The 21643-nt window shown below is 47.1% G+C and carries 22 protein-coding genes and 1 riboswitch; of the genes, 5 read left to right on the forward strand and 17 right to left on the reverse strand.

Annotation, left to right across the window (positions count from 1 at the left end; all coding sequences use genetic code 11):
- Window positions 1-2: 2 nt before the first annotated feature.
- The 6 genes from PVA46_RS07465 to PVA46_RS07490 form a co-directional block, all read right to left on the reverse strand.
- Window positions 3-989 carry an ABC transporter substrate-binding protein gene (locus PVA46_RS07465; protein WP_167696114.1) on the reverse strand — a complete coding sequence of 329 codons (987 nt, stop codon included), beginning with the start codon at window positions 987-989 and terminating at the stop codon, window positions 3-5.
- On the reverse strand, window positions 990-1769 hold the full coding sequence (locus tag PVA46_RS07470) for an ABC transporter permease (protein WP_167696116.1): 780 nt from the start codon (window positions 1767-1769) through the stop codon (window positions 990-992).
- Window positions 1761-1864, reverse strand: a riboswitch (TPP riboswitch). Its footprint overlaps the gene before it by 9 nt.
- Before the next feature lie 40 nt (window positions 1865-1904).
- Complete coding sequence (locus tag PVA46_RS07475) at window positions 1905-2387, reverse strand: DUF898 domain-containing protein (protein WP_167696118.1); 483 nt, start codon at window positions 2385-2387, stop codon at window positions 1905-1907.
- 123 nt (window positions 2388-2510) lie between these two features.
- Window positions 2511-3746, reverse strand: a complete 1236-nt coding sequence (locus PVA46_RS07480; RefSeq protein WP_167696120.1) for a hypothetical protein — start codon at window positions 3744-3746, stop codon at window positions 2511-2513.
- Between the two features lie 32 nt (window positions 3747-3778).
- Window positions 3779-4864: a hypothetical protein gene (locus PVA46_RS07485; protein ID WP_167696122.1), complete on the reverse strand. Its 1086-nt coding sequence runs from the start codon at window positions 4862-4864 to the stop codon at window positions 3779-3781.
- A 177-nt stretch (window positions 4865-5041) separates the two neighbouring features.
- The gene (locus PVA46_RS07490; RefSeq protein ID WP_167696123.1) at window positions 5042-5998 is read right to left on the reverse strand and encodes a hypothetical protein; all 957 of its coding nucleotides are present in this window, start codon (window positions 5996-5998) and stop codon (window positions 5042-5044) included.
- 111 nt (window positions 5999-6109) lie between these two features.
- On the opposite strand from PVA46_RS07490, the gene rfbD reads away from it, so the two are divergent.
- On the forward strand, window positions 6110-6982 hold the full coding sequence (gene rfbD, locus PVA46_RS07495; protein ID WP_167696124.1) for a dTDP-4-dehydrorhamnose reductase: 873 nt from the start codon (window positions 6110-6112) through the stop codon (window positions 6980-6982).
- Here rfbD and rfbC read toward each other — a convergent pair whose 3' ends face one another.
- A complete protein-coding gene (gene rfbC / locus PVA46_RS07500; protein WP_246226821.1) occupies window positions 6983-7504 on the reverse strand; it encodes a dTDP-4-dehydrorhamnose 3,5-epimerase in 522 nt (173 codons plus the stop codon). It lies immediately after the preceding gene.
- 6 nt (window positions 7505-7510) lie between these two features.
- Window positions 7511-8152, reverse strand: coding sequence for an HAD hydrolase-like protein (locus PVA46_RS07505; RefSeq protein ID WP_167696126.1), 642 nt, complete (start codon window positions 8150-8152; stop codon window positions 7511-7513).
- Between the two features lie 118 nt (window positions 8153-8270).
- Between PVA46_RS07505 and PVA46_RS07510 the strand changes: the two genes are divergently transcribed.
- Window positions 8271-8642 carry a hypothetical protein gene (locus PVA46_RS07510; protein WP_167696128.1) on the forward strand — a complete coding sequence of 124 codons (372 nt, stop codon included), beginning with the start codon at window positions 8271-8273 and terminating at the stop codon, window positions 8640-8642.
- A 54-nt stretch (window positions 8643-8696) separates the two neighbouring features.
- Here PVA46_RS07510 and PVA46_RS07515 read toward each other — a convergent pair whose 3' ends face one another.
- Entirely contained in the window at window positions 8697-9722 is a 1026-nt protein-coding gene (locus PVA46_RS07515; RefSeq protein WP_274360286.1) for an N-acetylmuramoyl-L-alanine amidase, read from the reverse strand.
- 266 nt (window positions 9723-9988) lie between these two features.
- Between PVA46_RS07515 and PVA46_RS08380 the strand changes: the two genes are divergently transcribed.
- Window positions 9989-13201 carry a DNA translocase FtsK gene (locus PVA46_RS08380; protein ID WP_246226805.1) on the forward strand — a complete coding sequence of 1071 codons (3213 nt, stop codon included), beginning with the start codon at window positions 9989-9991 and terminating at the stop codon, window positions 13199-13201.
- Window positions 13202-13262: 61 nt separating this feature from the next.
- Here the strand turns inward: PVA46_RS08380 and PVA46_RS07525 are convergent, their stop codons facing one another.
- Together PVA46_RS07525 and PVA46_RS07530 are read right to left on the reverse strand one after the other, a co-directional pair.
- Window positions 13263-13493, reverse strand: coding sequence for a hypothetical protein (locus PVA46_RS07525; RefSeq protein WP_167696132.1), 231 nt, complete (start codon window positions 13491-13493; stop codon window positions 13263-13265).
- Between the two features lie 88 nt (window positions 13494-13581).
- Window positions 13582-13899: a hypothetical protein gene (locus PVA46_RS07530; protein WP_167696134.1), complete on the reverse strand. Its 318-nt coding sequence runs from the start codon at window positions 13897-13899 to the stop codon at window positions 13582-13584.
- 279 nt (window positions 13900-14178) lie between these two features.
- Here PVA46_RS07530 and PVA46_RS07535 point away from each other — a divergent pair, with 279 nt between their 5' ends.
- Window positions 14179-14520 carry a hypothetical protein gene (locus tag PVA46_RS07535; RefSeq protein ID WP_167696136.1) on the forward strand — a complete coding sequence of 114 codons (342 nt, stop codon included), beginning with the start codon at window positions 14179-14181 and terminating at the stop codon, window positions 14518-14520.
- A 52-nt stretch (window positions 14521-14572) separates the two neighbouring features.
- Here the strand turns inward: PVA46_RS07535 and PVA46_RS07540 are convergent, their stop codons facing one another.
- The 6 genes from PVA46_RS07540 to PVA46_RS07565 form a co-directional block, all read right to left on the reverse strand.
- On the reverse strand, window positions 14573-15205 hold the full coding sequence (locus tag PVA46_RS07540) for a hypothetical protein (protein WP_167696138.1): 633 nt from the start codon (window positions 15203-15205) through the stop codon (window positions 14573-14575).
- Window positions 15206-15301: 96 nt separating this feature from the next.
- On the reverse strand, window positions 15302-16126 hold the full coding sequence (locus PVA46_RS07545; RefSeq protein WP_274360287.1) for a VanW family protein: 825 nt from the start codon (window positions 16124-16126) through the stop codon (window positions 15302-15304).
- A gap of 111 nt (window positions 16127-16237) precedes the next feature.
- Window positions 16238-17287 (reverse strand): DUF7738 domain-containing protein, encoded by a 1050-nt coding sequence (locus PVA46_RS07550; RefSeq protein ID WP_167696141.1) that lies wholly within the window; start codon window positions 17285-17287, stop codon window positions 16238-16240.
- Between the two features lie 19 nt (window positions 17288-17306).
- On the reverse strand, window positions 17307-18779 hold the full coding sequence (locus tag PVA46_RS07555; RefSeq protein WP_167696143.1) for a DUF7738 domain-containing protein: 1473 nt from the start codon (window positions 18777-18779) through the stop codon (window positions 17307-17309).
- A gap of 48 nt (window positions 18780-18827) precedes the next feature.
- Window positions 18828-19814 carry a hypothetical protein gene (locus PVA46_RS07560; protein WP_167696145.1) on the reverse strand — a complete coding sequence of 329 codons (987 nt, stop codon included), beginning with the start codon at window positions 19812-19814 and terminating at the stop codon, window positions 18828-18830.
- A 207-nt stretch (window positions 19815-20021) separates the two neighbouring features.
- A complete protein-coding gene (locus tag PVA46_RS07565; RefSeq protein ID WP_167696147.1) occupies window positions 20022-21167 on the reverse strand; it encodes a P-loop NTPase in 1146 nt (381 codons plus the stop codon).
- A 133-nt stretch (window positions 21168-21300) separates the two neighbouring features.
- Here PVA46_RS07565 and PVA46_RS07570 point away from each other — a divergent pair, with 133 nt between their 5' ends.
- Window positions 21301-21642 carry a hypothetical protein gene (locus tag PVA46_RS07570; protein ID WP_167696148.1) on the forward strand — a complete coding sequence of 114 codons (342 nt, stop codon included), beginning with the start codon at window positions 21301-21303 and terminating at the stop codon, window positions 21640-21642.
- The last annotated feature ends 1 nt before the right edge of the window (window position 21643 follow it).

Genomic DNA, 21643 nt, shown 5'->3' on the forward strand with positions numbered 1-21643 from the left:
TCTTATTCTAACAACCTATTTGTAAAAATTTCTTCAATAATAATATTTTGCCCATTATTAGGAAGTAAGCCCTCTGCGCTCGCCCACGCCAAATAGCGGGCAAAGACCTTGCCATCCATGCGACCAAATTGACCATTATGATTAAGATAAAGCGTCGCTAAGTGCACCGTACTCGCCTCAATCAGCGCCCGATCCATTCCCGACACCGCACTTAAAAAGATCTCGCTCGCCTTACCTGGATTCTCAACAGCATACGCATAGCCACGGGCAATCGCGCGCATCGCCTTTGCCAGAGCAACCTCTCGCTTGGCGATATTCTCGTCGGTGGAGAGAATCATCGGGGTGTAGAAGTTGAGCGCATCGTCGTACTCGCGCACAATAATTTCATTAAGCATAATGCCTTGTAGCTTAGCGGCCAAGAGATCCCAGCCTCTAAAGACCCAGAGATAATCACCCTCCCCATGCACCAGCGCGTTGAGATCGGCCATCGACCCCGTAGCAGCTAATGTAACTTCGGGATTCTCCACCCCATCGCGTGCCATAATGGCTCGCACCGTAGCGATGTCGTTGGCGCTACCATAGCTCAAATAGCGCTTGCCCACTAAATCGCTAGGACGCGTAATATTATTCTCTTGCAAAGAGACCAACACCGAATCATTCTCTTGTAAAATCGCTGCTACAGCCACAATCGGCAAACCTTGGTCGCGTCCAAAAAAGAGCGTACTCTCCCAGCCAATCAACAAATCCACCTGATTAGTCAACAAGAAATCTAACCCACCATCTTCAGGCGCTTGCAGAATCGTAAGCTCCACACCCTCTTCCGCCAAGTATCCCATCGCCTGCGCCACATAAAGCCCAATGTGGTTGGTATTAGGCACCCAATCTAGCATGATGCTCACCTTATCTTTGGATTCTTCATCTTTCGCCTTGCCCGTGCAAGCCACCATGCTAAAAACTATCCCTAAACCAACAATAAAAAGTCCTCTCATTTACGTTCTCTCCTCCTTATCTATAAGATGATACCTACGCATCACCCGTTGCTCTAACTGACTACTAATAAAAATAATCAGTAAACTCAACCCAATGCTCAAGGCGATGGTTGCCATCATCAGGGCGTAATCGTAGCTCTTTCGGCTTCGCAACAACGTATTGCCCAGACCATCTTGCCCGCCCAGCCATTGTGCCGTAATCACCACCGAGATAAGGTATGTTGCCGAGACGCGCACGCCACTAAAGAAGCCCACCATCGCCATGGGCCAGCGCGCCATCCTAAAGATCTGCCAACGACTTGCCCCATAGCTACGCAACAACGCCTCAACTTCGCGATCGCTCTTGGCTAACGCCTGACTAAAGCCCACATAAATCGGGAAAAAGGTAACCAACACCACAATCACTAGCTTGCTCGTGGTGCCAAAACCAAGCAACAAGAGCACCAGCGTCGTGGTAGCGATAGGCGGACTGGCCTGCCATGCATATAATAAGGGATAAAGAAGGCGCGCTAACCAAGGCAACGGCTCTAAAACAATCGCCAAGACAAAAGCAACAACTGCGCCTAAAAAGAGACCAATCACCGCTTGATAAAGCGTCTCCACCGTGCCTAGCCACAAGAGCTCACGATGCCTTACCATAGAAGCAACAATAGTAGATGGTTTGGGAAAAATGCGCACCCAAAGGGTAAAATAGTCGTCGGCAAAGAGTTGCCAAAGAACTAACCACGCAAGATAAAATAGAGCAATCGCAATAGATAAACGAATTTCTTTTATACGCATATGGATGCTTCCTTCGCTGGCATTATCCAGAATCAGGTTCGATGGGTCGATGCATAGGCATCCTCTCAGCTTAACAAGCTCCCCAGCTCCTTTGATACGTTTATTCTATCTTAACTGCTCTTTTTTGTCAAGTAACTACTCTTCAATTTGCGTGTTGTTCAACACCCAGCGATAGACGTGTAAGATAAACCAAGAGGCAAAGAATGCCATAAAGAGCATATACATTGCACCGGCGATACCTGTTACCCAAACCGGTGATAGGTCGGTTTGATAAAGCCACATCACCAAGCCAGCAAAAAGAGAGGTAACAATCAAAAAGAGAAACCAACCAATTAGCACTAAAGACAAAATACCAATCGCCTGTCCTTTGTACTTAAGCTTCTGTCCGCCTACTTGGGTATGCTCTACCAAGTACTTAGCGATGCTGTTGACAATGGTAGGCAAAGCAAAAATCATCACGCCTAAAACGATAAAGGCCATCACCGAGCGGATAAACATGCTCTCCACCGCACCCGAGACTGCCGAGGCGACCACCGCCGTACCCACAATCAACAACACAGTGCGAATCAACGTCCACATCAAGGCATTTACCGATCCTTCAAAGCGAAACCCTTTCATAAGAACCTCCTTATATTAAGCGCTAGCAATAACGCTAGCTCACTTAATATAATGCAAGGATGAAAAAAGATCAACCTCAATTACGTAACAAAAAATTGATAGCGAGCAAAACGATTCGCTTAGCTATGCCTCAATCTCTTCGGTATTGCGGATAAACCAGCGCCCTAGCAGATAGTACACCAGCATCTCTAGCGACAAGAATGCCTGTAAGATACCCGCGCCCACCACAAAAATCACGCCCACATTCCAACTAGGTGCGCTCTCATCACTTGCACTGCTCGCGCCTAACATTCCAGAGAAACTCTCTAGTATCTTTTTGGAGAAACTCTCACTGATCGCATTGCTTACCATCAAGCTCACCATCATTAAGGCGAAGAGACCCAACCAGATATACCACATCTGCCAAAATTTACCCCTAAAGCGAAATGCTCGCTCGGGTAAGCTCACCTGTTTTGCTAGCGTACTAAAGCTCCACGTAACCACGCCTGCCATCAACACCGTGAGTGCAAGATAGAGCGGCCAAGCAAGACCCAGTAGCGTCGCAGAGCTATTCTCTGCCAATGGCGATAAATCAATTTTGTCCGACTCAAATGATTGATATGCCCACACACTCCATAACCAACTAATCACAATAGCTCCCACGTAGTAGAGTGTCATCATCGGGACAAAGCTAAACCATTTACCGCGATACGCAAGCAGTTGCACGCCCCCACCATGGCTCGTTTTGCTTCCATAGTAGCCCACCACCCGATGCATCACCACCGCATACACTATCGCTAAAAGAAAAAGAAAGGGCATCATACGGAAATGAAGCGCCGAAAAGATACCCTGTGCATTTACATCCTCGAAATTGCCACTGGTGATAGTGTCCAATACCCAGCCCTGAATGTCATAGAACATAAAGCCCATCACTAATCCCACCACAACTTGCAATGCCACGTAATGGATTGCCAAGTAACGCCAAGAACCACCTAGTGTAAAGCGCTCGCCCTTGAACGTGCTCTCTTTTGCAAAGTAACGCGCTTGGGTAATCATCTGCCATGCCCACGCCACGCTATAGGCAAGAAACAGTACAAAAAAGAGCGCCCCCAGTAGCCAGAGGTGCCGTTGTAGTGCGCCCTCATCGATACCCATATACTTCATGGCGTTGCTCACCATGTTGGTATCTAAATCTAGCCCACCCCGACGCGCAACATACACACTATAGCGCATGCTCAACCACATCACCAACTGCGATCCCTTAGGCAACAAGACAAACAACACCACCGCCAGCATCCCCACCAGCGAAACCCACCGCGCCGTCATCGCAACACGTTGACGCTGTAAAAACGCAATAAAATTCCCTTCAAACTTTAACAACTCTCTTCTCCTATTCTATTGAGATATTAAATTTATTCTAAACCTAAATCCTCTTCCTTATTTGGTAACTCTTCATAATGAATCCCTCGAATCACCCATCTTATCATGACATACGTCCACCAAGCATAAGTCAGTATAAAAAACCCCGTAACCAAAACGACCGTCAACATCACTGCCTCTGTCAAAATCGGGATAATCACGACGATAATCAGCACCGACCCAAAGACAATCGAGAGCCCCATAAACTTAAACAGCGTCTTGACCCCCGTCCGAAATGCTAACGGGCGCTCACCATAGGTAATTAAACCCAGTATCTGCCGCGTAAAGAGACGAATTAAGAAGGGGCTAGCAATCACAACCACCATAAACATAAGGGCAAATATCCCTTCATGCACCATCTCTTGAAAGACACCCACCAGATAGAATGGCGTTAAGTAGAGGCTGTAAATTTTGAGGATCTGGAGAAATTTGCCCTCATAGACAAAATCTTCTGGACTCTCCTCTACCACCAAGTGAGGCACGCCCCACTCTAGCCACTTATGCAAAACAAACGCACTGGTGATGACTTGTATCACGGTAGAGGCGACTCCTGCCACCAAGGTAAGTGTCTCAATCTTCAAAGACTTGAGCTCCTCAAATGGTGCTCCAACTAATCCTGCTAAGATATTCACCCCAAGTGCGATAAAAAAGAGTTTGATGAGCCCACCCATGCGCCCATCAAAACGCACCCGATGCCGACCCAGCCTGCTAACATCGGCAAAGTAGCGCATCAGCGTACGGTAGTACCACGACAAAACAAAAGGCGAGGCAACCAGCATCAGCAAGATAAAGAGAAAAATCGCACCAAAAAGCCCAAGGAAAGCAAGGAGCGTCGACTCATCCATATCTGCAAATAACTCTTCGAAATACGCCTGCAACGCCTCAGGATTCTCCTCCACCGTAGACAAGGCGATCCAAAAATCCTCCTCAAAAAGAATCGCAGGCTCTAAGCCCGCCGTCTTCAGCGCGCCAAAAACCATCATCGCTCCCACTAGCACTAACCCAAAATTCAATAGTAAAAAACCACTCATCCGCTTGAGGTATCCACCAAACGTCCCATTAAACGCTACTGCTTGCACGCTATCACCATCCTTGTTCTATATTATACGTAATTTTTTTACTATAGCATACATGGTTCACCCAAATTGTGCAAGTAGACAAAAGCGATCGTTTCATCTATACTCTAACCTATGAGAATCTGGATTACCAAGGAGAATATCCCATTATCCACCCTGCTCTAAGGCAAGATCCTCATCTTAATTGGGAATCTCTTCATAATGAATTGCCATTATTGTCCAACGCGCAATCGCATAGATCCACCAAGCAAGAATCAACGTAGAAAAAGGGAAGACAACGAAGATATCTAATACCGCCTCACCCACTAATAGAATAAATATTACGATTGGGATAAAGATAACAACCGCATAGATAACCGTGAAACCAATCAAACGAAAAGGCCACTTAATGCTCGCTCTCCATTGCAAAGGATGCTTACCATACGTAATAAAACCAACCATCTGCTTCATTACCCAATACAGTAAGAAGATACCGCCCATCACAAGCATCAAAAACCTAAGGATCGGTGTGGCCTCTGCAAAAAAGAGATTATTAATAATATGGAATGGCATTACGTAGAGCGCATAAATGTTAAAAATATCTCCCCATCTTCCTCGATAAACCAAATCCGCCGAACTCTTCTCGACCACCACATGCGATACGCCCCACTTTAACCAATAATGGGAGAGCGTAGCACCCAATATCGCTTGTGTCATGGCAGAGAAAATTTTTGCTGAAACAGGGAACGCAGCAAACGGTGCTACGACTAATCCTGCCAAGATATTCATCCCCCAAATAATAAAGTAGATCCTAATCAACCCACCCATGCGCCCAGTAAAACGTAACTGATGCCGATCCAGCCTGCTTGCACCCACAAAATAGCGTATTAATATGTGGTAAAACCACGAAAACGAGAACGGTAAAACCACGAATGACCATAATATCAAGAGCAAGAGGAGCGTCGGATTCTCCCTTAGTGTAGCCAAAGCGGTTAAAATATTCTCCTTAAAAATAATCGAAGGCTCTAAGCCCGCCGTCTTCAATGCCCCAAAAACCATCATCGCTATCACCAACGGTAACCCAACCCCCAGCAACACAAAGCCACTCATCCGCTTGAGGTACCCACCAAACGTCCCATTAAACGCTACTGCTTGCACGCTATCACCATCCTTGCCTTATATTATAAATCATTTTTTTACTATAGCATACATGGTTCACCCAAATTGTGCAAGTAGACAAAAGCGATCGTTTCGTCTATACTCTAGCCTATGAGAATCTGGATTACGGGGGGAGATGGACAACTGGCACGCGCGCTTCAACAACAACTGCGTCGGCAAGGTGCGCCCTTTGTTGCCACCAACCGTAGCCAGTGCGACCTCACCGATTATCGAGCGGTTGAGAGCTTTGCCCAACAATATCGCCCCACGCTCATTATGCACACCGCCGCCTTTACTCATGTCGACCACGCCCAGCAACACCAGCTCCAAGCCCTTGCCGACAACCTTCTCGCCACGCGTAATCTTACACACATCGCGCAACCCTACCGCGCTAAAATTGTCTTCTTCTCTACCGACTATCTCTTTGACGGCACCAAAACCTCGCCCTACCTCGAGAGCGACTGCCCCAATCCTCTACAATGGTACGGTAAGAGCAAGCTCCTCGCCGAAGAGACCTTGCACCCCTACCCAAATCATCTGATTATTCGTCTATCGTGGCTCTACAGCACCGAGCGTGGATTTGTCCTGGCCATTCTCCAACAACTGCGCACCCAAGCCAGCCTCACCGTGGTAGAGAATGAAATCGGCACGCCCACCTTTATCCCGTCTATTGTACCAGCAATTCTTGCCCTTGCCACTAGCCCAGCCGTGGGTACGTATCATCTTGCCAGCGAAGGAGAGGTAAGCCGATATCACCTCGCCCAGGCCACCCTTAACCTCGCGCAACGTAGCCTCAACCTATCCACCAACCCCACCCTCCACGCCATCACCAGCCATGCCTATCGACAAGCCCATCCACAGACCGCCACACGCCCCATCTACAGCCCATTAGCCAGCCAAAAAGCCAAACAAACCCTCGCCATCGCCTCGCTAGGCACGTGGCAGGAACACTTGCAAGCATTTTTTCGACACTATCTTTTATAATTAAGGCTGAAAGTGGGGCGCTTGGGCATCTTTTGCTGACAAAATTTTATACCGAGGCCAGGGAACCGACCATATCGGGCTATCGTGGGCAACGCTTCGCTCGTGGCTTGCATGATACTCGGCGCTCGTATGATAAAGCACCAAATTATCCTGCCCCAAAGCATAAAAGCCGTGGAGAAATCCTTTAGGAATCCACAATTGACGCATGCTCTTGGCCGTTAAGTAAAAGCTAAACCACGACAAATAGGTCGCGCTCTGGGGGCGGATATCGACCACTACATCCCAAATCGCCCCTTGTAGAACACTCACCAGTTTGCCTTGCGCGTAAGGTTCAAGCTGATCGTGCAATCCGCGCAACACCCCATATTTACTCCAACTAAGATTACTCTGCACCAACGCATCGGGTAAACCAAGCGCCCTAAGGGTGCTAGCTTTACTAAGCTCCATAAAACACCCGCGCTCATCACGATAAAGCGGAGGCGTGATAACCATCAAGCCATTGGCAAAACGACGCACCTGCATCACAATCTAAGTGTGTTGTGCCAAAAATTGATGCAATTCTGCCACCGTAGCCACCCAGTAATCGCCCTCGGCAAGCTCGGCCATATCGCGCGCATAGCCATAGCCCACCCCGATAAACGGGACACCCACCTCTTGCGCTCCGGTTAAATCAAAGTGGCGATCGCCCACCATGATCGGCGCTTTTGCTCCCGTTGCTTCAATAACCGTACGCATCAGCTGTGCCTTGGTTTCGGGAGCATCGGGATAGTAGCCAGCCACCGCGTCAAAAAGATGCCCGATGCTAGCAACTTCCAAGATCTTGTCCAACGAAGGGCGAAACTTCAACGAGGCGATGGCTTGCTTCTTGCCTGCCTGCTTAAACTCCTCCAGCATCGGCATAATCCCATCAAAAAAGATGAGGTGCTCCAACGCCGACTCCTGATAACGTGGGCGAAAATAGACAATCATCTGGGTAACCACATCGGGCGCTGCCCCCACAATATTTGCCAACGACCACTCCATGGGTGGCCCCACAAACTCTTTAAGGTCGTAGCCATCGGGGTTAAAGCCAAACTCCGCTAACATCTGGCGCAAAATCTTGTGCAAACCAGGGCGGGTGTCGTATAGTGTGCCGTCAAAGTCATAAATAATTAAATCGAACTTACTCATGCCTATAGTCTACCCATTTTCACCACTTTAGACAACCGCCCAGCTATTTGTGGCCATGATGAGAGAAAATTACCTATTTTTACTTTACATTCAAACAAACCCATGGTAAAATGAAAGGATGGAAAAGAAAAAAGAAGTAAAAAGATTGCTAACAGCGCGTCTTCATGACGATATCTATCGAAGTCTTAATGGAGTAAATCAAAAATTTAATCTCATCACTAACCCAGATGCATATGCAGATCTAGTTGAAGAAAGATTACCCACGGTAAAAGTAGTAAATCAGAAAAATTTGGAAAAGAAAGTGGCAAAAGTCATTGATACGCTATTTCCAAATGATAAAGACGATGATGAAATTCCCTATCACAACAATTCTGTGCATCATATCGATGAAACTTGGGATATCACAAATGGTGTGTTTAAAAAGTATTTTAAAGAAGGTAACTTCGACAAGTGGTTAGAGAAAAGAGTTAAGGCAAGTGACTCCGATTAAAACAACCTAGGTAGAAATCAGCGGATCTCTACCTAGGGATAACGTCATAAAAGCCTACTTGCGCAGTAAGGCGAGCGCGACATCGGCACCTTTATAGCGCTCCACCAAGGCAAGGGCGATCGCTTCGCTCTCCACGTCGGCGATGCCCGAGAAGTTGCTAGGGCGAAAGTGCATCTGAAAGGCACGAATCACCATACGTCTGCTCTCTTCGTACTGCTTAACCTCTTGCGGTTTGAGCAATTTCTTCGGGATACGTTCATCCAGTGGTTCGGGAATTTCATAGCCATAGACTTTGAGCGCCTTAAGTAATAATTGCGGATCGACCTCTTGATCTAAGGGGCGATCCTGCACGTACCACTCCACCGCCTCAGGTAGATACCACGCGCCAACTCCCGCGTCATAGAGCTCTTGCCAAGGAAAGAGTGGACCTGGATCGTGCTTGCGCTGGGGAGCGATATCCATATGCCCTAAGATATGTTCGGGAGGGATATCGTGCCGTTGAGCAATGCCTTTTGCTAGGGCGATGACCGCAGTCGTCTGCTCGGCGGTAAAGGGAAACCAATAGCGATCCTCGGCATAAAGCCAACTGCTCTTCTGCTTCATCAACTCCGCTTGAGAGATACCGCCCTCTTTGCTAATACGCTCCTCTTTGAGCATCAGCGCGTAGATGGCATTATCATCATTGGGGTCAGGGGCGTCGATGTAGCCAAAGTTGACAATCTCGATGCCTATCGAGCCAGAATTGAGGTTGGTATTACCTGCCCAGTAGCTTTTACCCGCCTGCCAAGCGCGCAATTTTTCGTCGACCAAGCCATAGACAACAGGCTTTTTGCCTCGCATCTTTGGGTACTCGGTAACCAAGTAGTGCGCACTAGCAGGCCAATCGGGGCGCGTTAAAAGGTCAAACGACCGCCCCTCATCGACAGCGGTATAGTGCATAATAAGATACTGTACCCGACTATCAAAAGTCTCCTGCGCCGGATGCGAGGTATCATCATAATAATCATCTTGCACCCGCTTTTGACTTTGGCAACCAATCGTCATTAGCAAAAGAATCCATACTATTTTTTGTAAAGACATCATCTTCTCCTATCTTTCTATATTTCACATTCTGATATATGTCATTATGCATAGTCAAGATAAGCCAACGATGTTCATACACGCGATACTCCATTTTAAACCAATACGCTAGCTTCTGTCAAGAGATGTGCCTAGACTTATTTCTTTAATGACAATCAGTAACGTAAAGAATTGCTCACTCAATGCCGAAAATAGGCTATAGGTGGGAGGTCTTTGTCCAAGTGGATACATCAACACAAAAAACACCCTCGTTCGTAATTAGCTCTATGTTCTACATACTTGCCGTTTTGCTCTTGTTTATGCTTGTTTCGGCGCTCTTTGCTTGGCCCACTGCCACTCTTATTGGGCGCTTCTTCTTTGACGCCTTTGGTCTCTTTGCCCTCTACATTCCGCTCTACCTCTATATTATCGGCAATTACCTCAAGCAAAATCACGACAACCCTGCCTATATCACCGCGATAAACCTCACCTTTTTGCCCTTTATCACCCTAGTTCTCTTTACGCGCTTTCTCACCGGCAACGCCACCACCGATTGGGAACTTGATCTCTTTTGGCGTCTCTCTAAAAACCACCGACCCCACTTTATCATGATTTATCTTGTCGTGCTATTGCTTGAGCTCACCCTCATTAGTTACTTCTGGTATCGCTCGCGTCTCTTCTTAAAAGATCGCAAAATTGCCGAGGAGAACCTCAACGTAGACGAAAAGATCCACGTTCACATCAACCAAATCAACACCATCGACAATAGCCAGAATATCTTTATGGACGGCGAAGAGATCCCACCAAATCCTCACCCCAATCAGCATGATCCTAGTCGTATTTTACTGCGTGTGGAGTCGCACCTAAAGAAGAGTAAACATCACCTCAGCGAGAGTCTGCACAAAATAAAAATCGCCCTCTTTGGTGCCGAAAAGGTGGAGAAAGAGTGGCAAGAAGAGGTCGAAGATCTCCTTGGTGAACTCAAAAGTGAGCCTCGTTTTACCCCCTCCGATGAAGATACCAAAATAGAGACAACCCTTAGCGACGAAAAGAGCACCTTGCACTATCTACAAGCCGACCCGCAAATTAAAGAGCTCCTTGAAGATCCGATGGTGGATGCTTGGCACGAAGAGGCTACCAGCCACAATCCTTCGCACGTAGAGGTTGCGCCATTCTCTTCTGCCCTTGAGGATGAACCAGAGGAGAGCCTCCAGAGTGAAGAGAAAATCCCCGAACCTACCCCCCACGATCCCCTTAACAAGGAGGATCTTAGCCAGATTATTAATCAACATTTAGGTATTGTGGAACCTGACCCTGCCCCCGAGATATCGCCCGCGCCAGAGGAGTCCTTTATCCCCAAAAAGCTTGAGCGTCCAGAAGTTAATGTGGAGAATGACTTTAAAGAGCGAAGGAACCATCTTGAGGATGATCTTCTTCCCCCACACCTGCGCGAATCGTTCTTTACCCAAGAGGAGCAAGATGCCTTGCATGCGATTAGCGAGGAGATTGTGGAGAATGCGCACTTGGAGTCGCAGATTGCCGAACTTATCGACGAAGCAAACCACACTCTTGATAAGATTATCGCCAACACCCAGATGCCCATCGCTCAATCCAACGAGCTTCACCAAGAGTATGCCCAGCTTGTCTCGCTAGACGAGGAATTTCTCCCTACCCATCACGATAATATCCATGATACATTTGAGGAACCCCAACCAGAAGACGCGCCTAGCCTTCCGGAGTCAGAGGAAGTGTTGCCCGAAGAACCTCTTCACGAGCCATACAGCTCCACTCATATCGACGCATCAACGACCCAAGATTCTCCCCCTATCCCCCTCACGCCTGCCCAAGAGCGCGCGCACTTTTTAGCACGCACTGCCCTTGAGCATCCACCCGAAGCAACCCAGCCTACTCCCTTTATCGCCCTAGACGATCCCACCTTTGACGATATCGACCTTGATCCCCAAGAAGAGATTCAACACGTGGGCGCATTGCCTAGCATCAAAGAGGATTGGGAGAATTCGCCTTTTCTTCAACAGACGCTTGTCGAGCAAGAGCTTGAAGAGGCGGTCGACTCGCCCACTACTCCAGCCGAAATCGCCAACTATCAATTTCCCCCTGCCGACATCCTCCAAGGCTACGAGCAAGTTCCCTATTGGCACATCGACGAAGAGACCGAACAGCTCGCCAGCATCTTGGAGAGCACCCTCAAGGAATTTAAGATTGAGGGTACGGTAACCAATATCTCCAAAGGACCAGCCATCACGATGTTTGAGCTTCTACCGGCCAGTGGTGTCAAACTCTCGCGCATTGAGGGGCTTGCCGACAACATTGCCTTTCGTCTGGCTGCCAAGAGCGTGCGTATCGTCGCGCCCATCCCCGGTAAGCAGGCGGTGGGCGTAGAGATCCCTAACAAGCGCCGTTCGATTGTCAGCTTTCAAGAGCTTATTGATGATACCAAGATGCACGATCCGCGGGAGATTATCCCGATTATTTTAGGGAAAGATATCGCAGGCGATAACCAAGTGATGGATCTTGCCAAGACACCTCACTTGCTGATTGCTGGTGCTACGGGCAGTGGAAAATCGGTCTGCGTCAACGGTCTCATCTCCTCGATTTTATTCACGCGAAAACCCTCTGAAGTGCGCCTCTTGCTCATCGACCCAAAAGTTGTCGAGCTAAAACCCTTCAACGACGTACCGCACCTCCTCACGCCCGTCATCACCGACCCTAAGCGCGCCCTGCAAGCTATCCAGTGGGTCAACGAAGAGATGGATCGTCGCTATCTGCTCCTCGACAATCTCGGTGTGCGTAACATTGTGGGGTATAACCTCAAAATTCAAGAGATGCAATTGATCAACCCTCCCCTCCCCTATCTGGTCGTGGTGATTGACGAATTTGCCGACCTCATGGCAACCGGCGCAAAAGAGCTAGAAGGACTCATCGCCCGCCTCGCCGCCAAGAGTCGCGCCGCCGGTATCCACCTCGTTTTGGCTACCCAGCGCCCCAGTGTCGACGTGATTACCGGTCTTATCAAGGCAAACTTCCCTAGCCGTATCGCCTTTATGGTTGCCGGCAAGATGGATAGCCGTGTTATCCTCGATACCAACGGTGCCGAACAGCTCCTAGGCAAGGGCGATATGCTCTTTGTCAGCAGTTGGAATCCCATCCCCACGCGTATCCAAGGGGCATTTTTAAGCGATAACGAAGTAGAGCAGATTGCCGACTTTGTGAAGAGTCAAGGTGCGCCCAACTACATCGACGACGAGATCTTCTACGACGATGACGACAACTCCTTTGAGAGCAATGACGGCGCAAGCGATGATATCCTCTACGACCAAGCGGTAGAAGTGGTGCTCACCTCGGGTAAGGCGAGCGCTAGCTACTTGCAACGTCGCTTTAAGATTGGCTACAACCGCGCCGCCACGCTCATCGAAATGATGGAGAGCCGAGGCATTGTTGGCCCCGCCAACGGTAGTAAACCACGCGAAATTTTACGCTAAGTTACTATAAAAAACCCGTATGAGACTTCATACGGGTTCATGGTTAAAACATTTTTAAGACCTAGCGCGCAGGAACGTGCTTTTTGGTAGGACTTTTGCTACAGCTATTACTTGTTAAGTCGACCAAATTAGAGTACATTTTTCCACAGAGTTTACAGGTATACTGCTTCTTCTCCGATCCCTCATACAGCACGTGCTTCTTGGTCGGACTCTTACTACAACTATTGCTCGTTAAATCCCTGACGTTAGAATACTTCTTTCCACAACACTCACAATAAAAATTCTCTGCCATTTCTTTACCTCTTTTACCAACATATGATGCTTCGCCCAACGGGCAAAGGGCATAAGACCCACCGTAATGGATCTTATGCATAAGACTTCTAGTCAGCCCAAAGCTCTGGCTTGAGCTGTAACAGGCCATTCAACTCTACCGAGACCAGTCGTACTTTGTAGGTCTTGGTTTCATCGAAGTTTTTATCCTCCTTTTTGGCGTGTCGCATCAGCGCATCTTTGAGCGTGGTGATATTAAATTGATGTGGCGGAACCGCGTAGGTATTAATCTTAACCTCCTTATCCACCACCATATCAAAGTGATCGAGCAGATCTAACGGGGCAAAACCGCGTAAAATCAACTCTTGAACCATGTGCATTGCACCCTCCACAAAGAGCGCCTGTTCTTTCTCATTGGCAAATTCCATAGAATTCTCCTTAAAATAAAATGTGCTATCCTTATGCTAAAAGCATAGGATATGACTATAGGGATGCTATACGCCTCTAGGCGAGGCAAAACGAAAACCACATCTTATCATCTATAAATAAATAGTAAAAATAGAAGAAAATTTTTATCATAGATCTATGATAAGATCAACCCTAGGGTTGATCTTGCCCTGCCATACGGATATAATCCGCATGACAGGGCGATTCACTATCGTAAATCCTTTTTCTCTACCCCAATCTAAAAAAACCGGAGATAATAAATGAAAAAATGGTTATTGATTCTCTTCTTTGCTCTGCCCCTCGGCTCATCGGAGGTGGAACTCATCGATGAAACAGCAATCGTCAAGGCGTTAAATTTTATCTTACTCGATCACGAATGGACAGTAGGCATGGAGTTTGAGCTAGATAAATCCATAGAAGGAAAACTCTTACGCTTTAATTTTGATGTTTATGATGCCTTTGATGATCTCATTTTCGAGGGTGCATTAAGAACAGATCAAATTACGGGCATGGCAACATACCGAAGCTTTGATCTACACAAAGCTATCCAAATGGGGTTTATTTCTGTTCGTGTTTATGACTTAAAAATTGCCCGTGGCTAAAGACAAAAAGAGCTTTCACAGGGAAAGCTCTCTAAAATAAATTAATAGACAACTACTTTAACGTATAAGATTTGAGCGTGAAATACTGCAAATAAGATCCGTTAGCGTTATCAGAAATTATTACAAATTCTACGTAAATTTCATCTCCTGCAACCAAGGGTGTCTTGCCAGCATTACTCAAAAAAAGATTTAATGACTCAATTTCTGGATCACTGACACTCCAATCCATAAAATCTTTACCATTGGATCGCGTTAGTTGCTTTGGTCTGAATTTCTCCCCATTGATACCCAGTTTTGTCCACATCTCTCCGGTACGATAATTCAATACCAAGCTATCCTTATCTTTGGTATTATACGCTAAAACAGGTCCCTCAGATGCGCGCGGTGGTGCAAAATAGACCCCAGAAGCTACAATATCCCGAACCACATCCACCGTATCTACAGAGGGAACAAAGGCACCATTAGACCCAACTTTGAACGAATAGGGGGTAAGAATCAGATTTGCTGCTTTTTTTCCATTAACCATAAAAAAGACCGAGGCAGTACTCGTTGTACTAGGTAAATCGCTTACAGTGGCCAGATACTGTGTATCTTCCTTATCATCCACATCATCAGCTTTTGGCGAACAGGCCACCAACCCCACTACAAACAACACCAGCATCCAAGGCATTACTCTCTTCATCATGAATATATCCTCCAAAGAATATAAATATCTTCATTATATTATATTAATGTTTTTATATCAATACTATTTTATTTTTTTTATGATGATTATCATTTTCTACGTAATACAGATAAGCTCTTCTGCTACGTCGTACTTAGTGAGCGAGTCGTTGTCAAAGAGATGCTCCTCGCCTAGGTGATTACCTGTGCGTCGGTCGATAATTTGCCGATAGATCTGGTTTTGGCGATAGATGCCGTCGCTCTTTTGGACAAAGCGATGGTTCTTCTCGACAATATGATAACTGTGCGGTGGATAGTCGTTGGCGCGGATATCGCCATGGATATAGGTCTCGTCGAACCAGAGATTGACCTGAAAGGTGAGGTTGGTCGGATTCTTCACCTTGATATCCTTCCAACCGTGTACCAACGTGGCACCCGTGCCAAAGGGGATGACGCGTCCGTAATCAGGGAAGGGGTCAAAGCCGTGGCGATAGCGCTCGACAATCTCTAAGGGCGTATGTAAAAAGATCCAAAAGAGCAAATTCGCCAATTGACACAATCCACCGCCACTGGCCACTTTTACCGCGCCATCGGAGAGGAAAATGCCATCTTTGTAGCCCTGCTTGGGTGAGACATCGCCCACTAAGTGCCAAAAAGAGAAGACCTCGTTGGGCTTAATAAGCACGTGAGAAATTTTACTACTAGCAATTTTAAGGTTAGTTACCTTGTTGATCTGTAATTGCATATCGGTGTCGCCTAGCTTGCGTAATAGCAACGACTTATGCGTAAAAATACGCTTCTCTAGCTTATCATCACTAAGTGTACTAGCGTAGGTGTGGCGATCGAACCTCATGCCTATCTTGTAAAAAAGCGCGCGTTGACGCTTGCGAATCGGTAACAAAAAAGGAAAAATTTGGGTGAGGCGTTTACGGGGCAAGGGCATCTCCTTGGGTGCATGGCTGATCCTACTATACGCAATAATCTCCTAAAGGTCAACTAGACGGGAAGCGTACTCAACGGGATGCCTCTTCTTGCCAATAGCTCTACTTATCCACTAGCTACGCCCGCTGTAACTTAAGTAAAGAAGGGAAAGCCCCTCACTCTCTTCACGTTCAAAAAAGGAGAGCATTAAGGAGGCATCATGCCAGTTAAATATGGATGTGTTAGAGAACTCATGATTTAAGACAAAATTAGGGTCGTCGATGGCTTGCATGATTGCCATAATCGTGGTGCGATCGTCGGTAAGGGTAAACGCCTCGCCTAAGAGATGCACTTGCACGTCGCGCCTTGCTAAGACTCCCCCTAAACTTAACGACTCTAACACCAGCGTATCATCCTCGGTTGTGCTTGGTTTCAACCATATATTAATTTTGTTGGGATAATCATAAGCGATGCTGCCGCTCGCTGACTCAAAGATATTGATGGGTTCGCCTAAAACCGCAACCAGCTCATCCTTGGTCATGCCAAAGGTAAGCATCTTGCCCTCGATGGTAAAGCCATTAGGCAAGAGTTCTATCGCAAGGGGCGGTAGCAACGAGACCGTTTCATTGCGATATTCAATATCCACAATCTTATCGGCATTAATGGAACTACGCCTGATGGTCAAACTATCGCCTGCGTTACGCCATTCACTCCAGTTCTCCCCATGCTCAATCGTTGCGCCTGCTATAGAAATATCCGACAACCGCTCGATGGTTTGCGCGTAACTATCGGTGGTGGCAAAGGTTACTCCGCCAAGTTGCATGGTGGTAGTAGATGTGTTGTCAAGCCAGATATACGCTAAAGAGAAGCGCCCTTCATAAAGGAGCTCTTCATTGAGAAAATATAACGAAAATCGATTGCGATAGGTGTAGCGCACCAAAACAGGCATATCTTTATCTGATCGGTACGTTGGTTCGCCTAAAAGTGCAAAGACCTCGGCTTCGTCCATGCCAAAACGCACCTCTTTGCCATCCACCATAAAGCCAGTTTTGGTAAGGACAATCGGCTCGCGCAGGACTGCCTCTTGGGTGCGCTTTTGGTAGTTAAAGAGAAAAACCAAGGCAAAGATCGCCAAGTAGGCAATCAGTAAGCGTCTGGCGTAGGGTAATTGGTTTGTATTCATCTAGGTACTCCTTGCTATGTTACTCTTTGGTATAGGGATAGGTGCGATAGGCAACCCATGCGATGCGTCCGGCTGATTGCTCTGGGTCTTCGTAGACAATCAAGTGGTGATCGTACAACCTAAAGAGCTCGCGGCCGTTGCTCGTGGAGCGATCGAAGGAGATCTGCCTTAATCCATTCAACCTTTCGACCAACTCCTGCGTGGTTAAGGCAAAGGAGAAGGTGTTATCCTCTATCGACCACGTATGCTGTCCGTTAAAAATAACGATATTTTTAAGCATATTCTCGCTGCCCACCTGTTGATTGGCATCAAAAAAGTAGAGGCTAATGCCACCGCCTGCATAATCATAACGCACACTATCATTCGTGGCTATCTTGTCGGGCGCGCCTAAGATCGCCTCCACCTGCGCCTCGTTCATGCCAAAACTCACCACGCTATCATTATAAAGAAAGCCATCGGGGGTAAAGTGAACATGCACCGGTTGATACAAGCGCTCTATCTTAATGCCATACGATAGCGCATCGAGTTGATCCTCTTTATTGCGCAATAGCATAAGCCCATTATCAAAAAAATCAATCAAAACATTGCCACTCTCTGACTCATGAAAATAGCTAAGCTCTGCTACATCCACACTCTTTAGCTGGGCAACCATTGCATCAAAAGAGTCGGTAAAGTTGATGCTCAGCTCCGCAAAAAGCCCACGAGAATCTGAAAAAAAAGGAGCATATAACCACACATCTTTTAATAAATATTGCCCCTCAATATCAATAAAATTCAAGACAAACTTATTCTTATAGGTAAATCTATGGCTAGCATTATCTTCCTCTTCTTCCCTGCGAGATGGCTCACCCAAAACCGCGATCACCGCCTCCTTGGTCATGCCAAAGCGAACCTTGCGCTCCTCCACCTTAAAGCCATCTGCCTCTAACTCTACAGTTACCGCGCGTGGTTGCATCCGCCATGAAAAAACAAAGATAGTGTCAATCTGATTAGAAGATCCTTTACGTGGGTTAATCAATACATAGTGGTTACCCATAGTAAGTGCGCCACTTTCTAATACTTTACCATCATGACGATGAGCGATCTCCGCAAGCTGATCGCCCACCAGCGTATAATCCCCATGATACCTAAAGGCGTATTCATCGATCAGCAAGGTTGTGTTTGGATTGTCCCTATCTAAAAATATGCCATCTAAATAGACAACCCCCATATCATCGGTAAAACCAAGCGCATAACCATGATATACAAAGGTTCTGTCGCCGGAGAAACGACGCGGTTTGCCCAAAATCGCGCGCACCTCATCCATCGTCATGCCAAAGGCAACCTCTTTGCCATCAATACTAAAGCCATCAGGCAACAGTTCTATCGTAATCGGCGCGCGCTCACGCGCCTCTTGGGTGCGCTTTTGGTGGTTAAAAACAAAAAAGAGCGCAAGCATCGCCAAGTAGGCAAACATCAAGCGTTTGGAGTAGGGTAATTGGTTTGTATTCATCTAGGTATTCCTTACTATCTTATTCTTTGGTATCATTATCGGCACGATTTACTCTTGCCAGCGATAATGCATCATAATCACATCAGAGCTAGGCAAGGTGAGCGTAACATCGTGCCAGCTAGCGGTGAACCACAATGGCGCCTTTGTATCCAGAGCAAAGGCTGGGTCGTCGATGGCTTTAAGCCTTGCTTGAATCGCTTGCCAATCATCTTTAAGCGAAAATTCCTCGCCCAGTAGAAGAAACGTTACCCCACGCCTTGGCGGAGCCAGCAAGCGCAACGATCCTAAGAGAAACTCCTCGCCGAGCTGTCGATCAAAATTAAGGCTAACCGGTGGGGCTGCGTAAGTATACGACGCCGACTTACCCGCATCATCAAAGATATGCATCGGCTCGCCTAGTAACGCCATCACCTCGGTCTGAGACATGCCAAAGCGAACCTCTTTCTCGTCGATACGCACACCATCAGGTAAAAGTTCTATCGCAATCGGTGGTAATAACGGCAACGTTTCATTACGATATTCAATCGACTCTATCTTATCCGCATGCTCTCGGCTACGTCTGATAGTCAAACTATCGCCCTCTTTACGCCAAATGCTCTGTTTCTCTGTATGCTCAATCGTTGCACCTGCTATAGAAATATCCGACAACCGCTCGATCGCTTGCGCGTAACTCTCCGATGTGGCAAAGGTTACCCCGCCCAGCTCCATGGTACGCATACGAGAAGAATAGAGCGAAATCGATGTTAAATAGCGCGGAGAATCTTGTAAGCGCACATCATCTCGAAAGCGTAACATAAACTGAAAGCCATACCAATGCATACCTATGGATATATCATCAGGTGTGCTATCGGTTGGCGCGCCCAAAAGAGCAAAGACCTCAGCTTCGCTCATGCCAAAACGAAGCTCTTTGCCATCCACCATAAAGCCCCCCTCGGTAAGCACAATTGGCTCGCGCCCACGCGCCTTATGGTTGCTCTTCACACAAGAAGCGACAAAAATCAAGGCGAAAATCGCCAGCCAGATGCGTTGTTTCATTATAATGACTCCCTTAGTATTTATTACTTGCCTATTTTGTCATATTTTCTTGCGTTATGAAAGGCAAAAAAATTGAACAGTGTTAATCTAAGCCGTGCCTTTCATCAGATGGACAACCCCGATCTCCTTGCTTTGCTGGCTACAATCGCATAAAAAAAGTCCATCAAAACGATGGACTTAGACAGGAGGTGGCGCATCTACAACGCATTACAATTTAAATCCATCTTTGCTGGCTTTGACAATCTTACTCTTTAAGAAGCGATTCTCTTTACGTAGCTGATTGAGTTCATACTGCTGGGTGCGGATGGTCTCGATGATGTCGCCATCGCTGATCGAGCCCTCTTTAAAGAAGGTCTCCACGCTCCCCATCTTCTCCATATAATCTTCGCTTGCCTCGGCCTCGGCGAGCTTATAGCCTGCTTCGATGTCGTCGGCTTTAAGGAAGGGTGCAGCGTTACCCTCACGCGCTAGCATAATGCGATCGACCACCCGATTGACCGCTTGGGTCATCACGCCACGCGGTTTATAAATCACCACAGGTAAGCCACTTGCCAATGCGCGTGATTGGGTTTCATCGCGAAACACTACGCCTAAGTGTTCAATATCGATGCCTAAATACTGCACAATCGTACGGCGTAGACGCTCGGCCTTGCTAGCGCTACTTGGCTCATCGAGCATATTCATAATCAAGCGCGGGCGAAAGGCTTTCAGCGTACGTTCAAATTTTGGATAATGTTCGGGATCGGCGATCTTGAGTTGTTCCAGTAGCTTGGTAATGTAGATCTTCTGCAGACTCAACCCATCACGTTTGAGGTGATCCATAAAGATCGCACCCTTACTATCCTTAGGAAAGGCCGAAGCGATAATACGAAAGATGGCATTCTTTAAAAAGAGATAGGCGGTGAGCGTAGCAGCCATGTTGGGGGCGGTAACAATCACGCCACGTCCAGAGATGAGGAAGAAGTCTACCGTGTTAAACCCCGATCCTGCGCCTAGGTCTAAGATAAGATAGTCGCATCGGATGGTCATAAGAGCGTTGATCAATCTCTTCTTCTGCTGAAAGGTGAGGTTCGCTAAGCCCACCACGCCACCATCGCCTGCCAAAAAGAAGAGCTTATCATACTCGGTGCGCATCACCAAGTCGTTAATGTCCATCTGCGGACTCACCAAAAAAGTGCCCACACCATGGCTAATGCCCTTAACCCCCAAAGTGATATGCAAGTTGCCTGCGCCCAAGTCTAAATCGACCAAGACAACCTGCTTGCCCTTTTTTGCTAACGTAATCGCGATGTTCGTGGAGAGCGTACTCTTACCCACACCGCCTTTGCCACTTGCTACTGGTATGATTGTCATGTTCTTAGTATACCTCACTCTCATCAATTTCTCAAGAGGTTTGATGCGCTTTTACCACCGCTATCTAGCGAGAAAGAGTAAAAATAAAAATAAAATTTCTTAAGGATTTTTCTCAAGCGTCGATACAGTGATCATGATGTTTGTCCTAGAAAGAGAAAAAGCTACCGTCGCCGGTGTCGCATTAAGCGATCGCGAGTATCAGTATCAGGTGAAAAAGACCTATCAAGATGCGCCCGTTATTGGCAGGCCTCCACACTTTACTCGTCCCTCGGCAAAAGAGGTACACGATGTGCAACCCTTCGACCTCTTACAAGCTGAAGGTGCCGAAGCCCTCGAAAATATCAGTTATAATCAAGAACAACTCGACTTTTTACACCATCATGCGCTCTCTCTGCGTCAAGCCCTCTCGCCAGTGATTAGTGCCTTTACCGATACGCCTCAAGATATGGGTATCGTGATGAATTTTTGCACCTAAA

This window comes from Entomospira culicis (assembly GCF_028748145.1).
In the GTDB taxonomy this organism is placed as follows: domain Bacteria; phylum Spirochaetota; class Spirochaetia; order WRBN01; family WRBN01; genus Entomospira; species Entomospira culicis.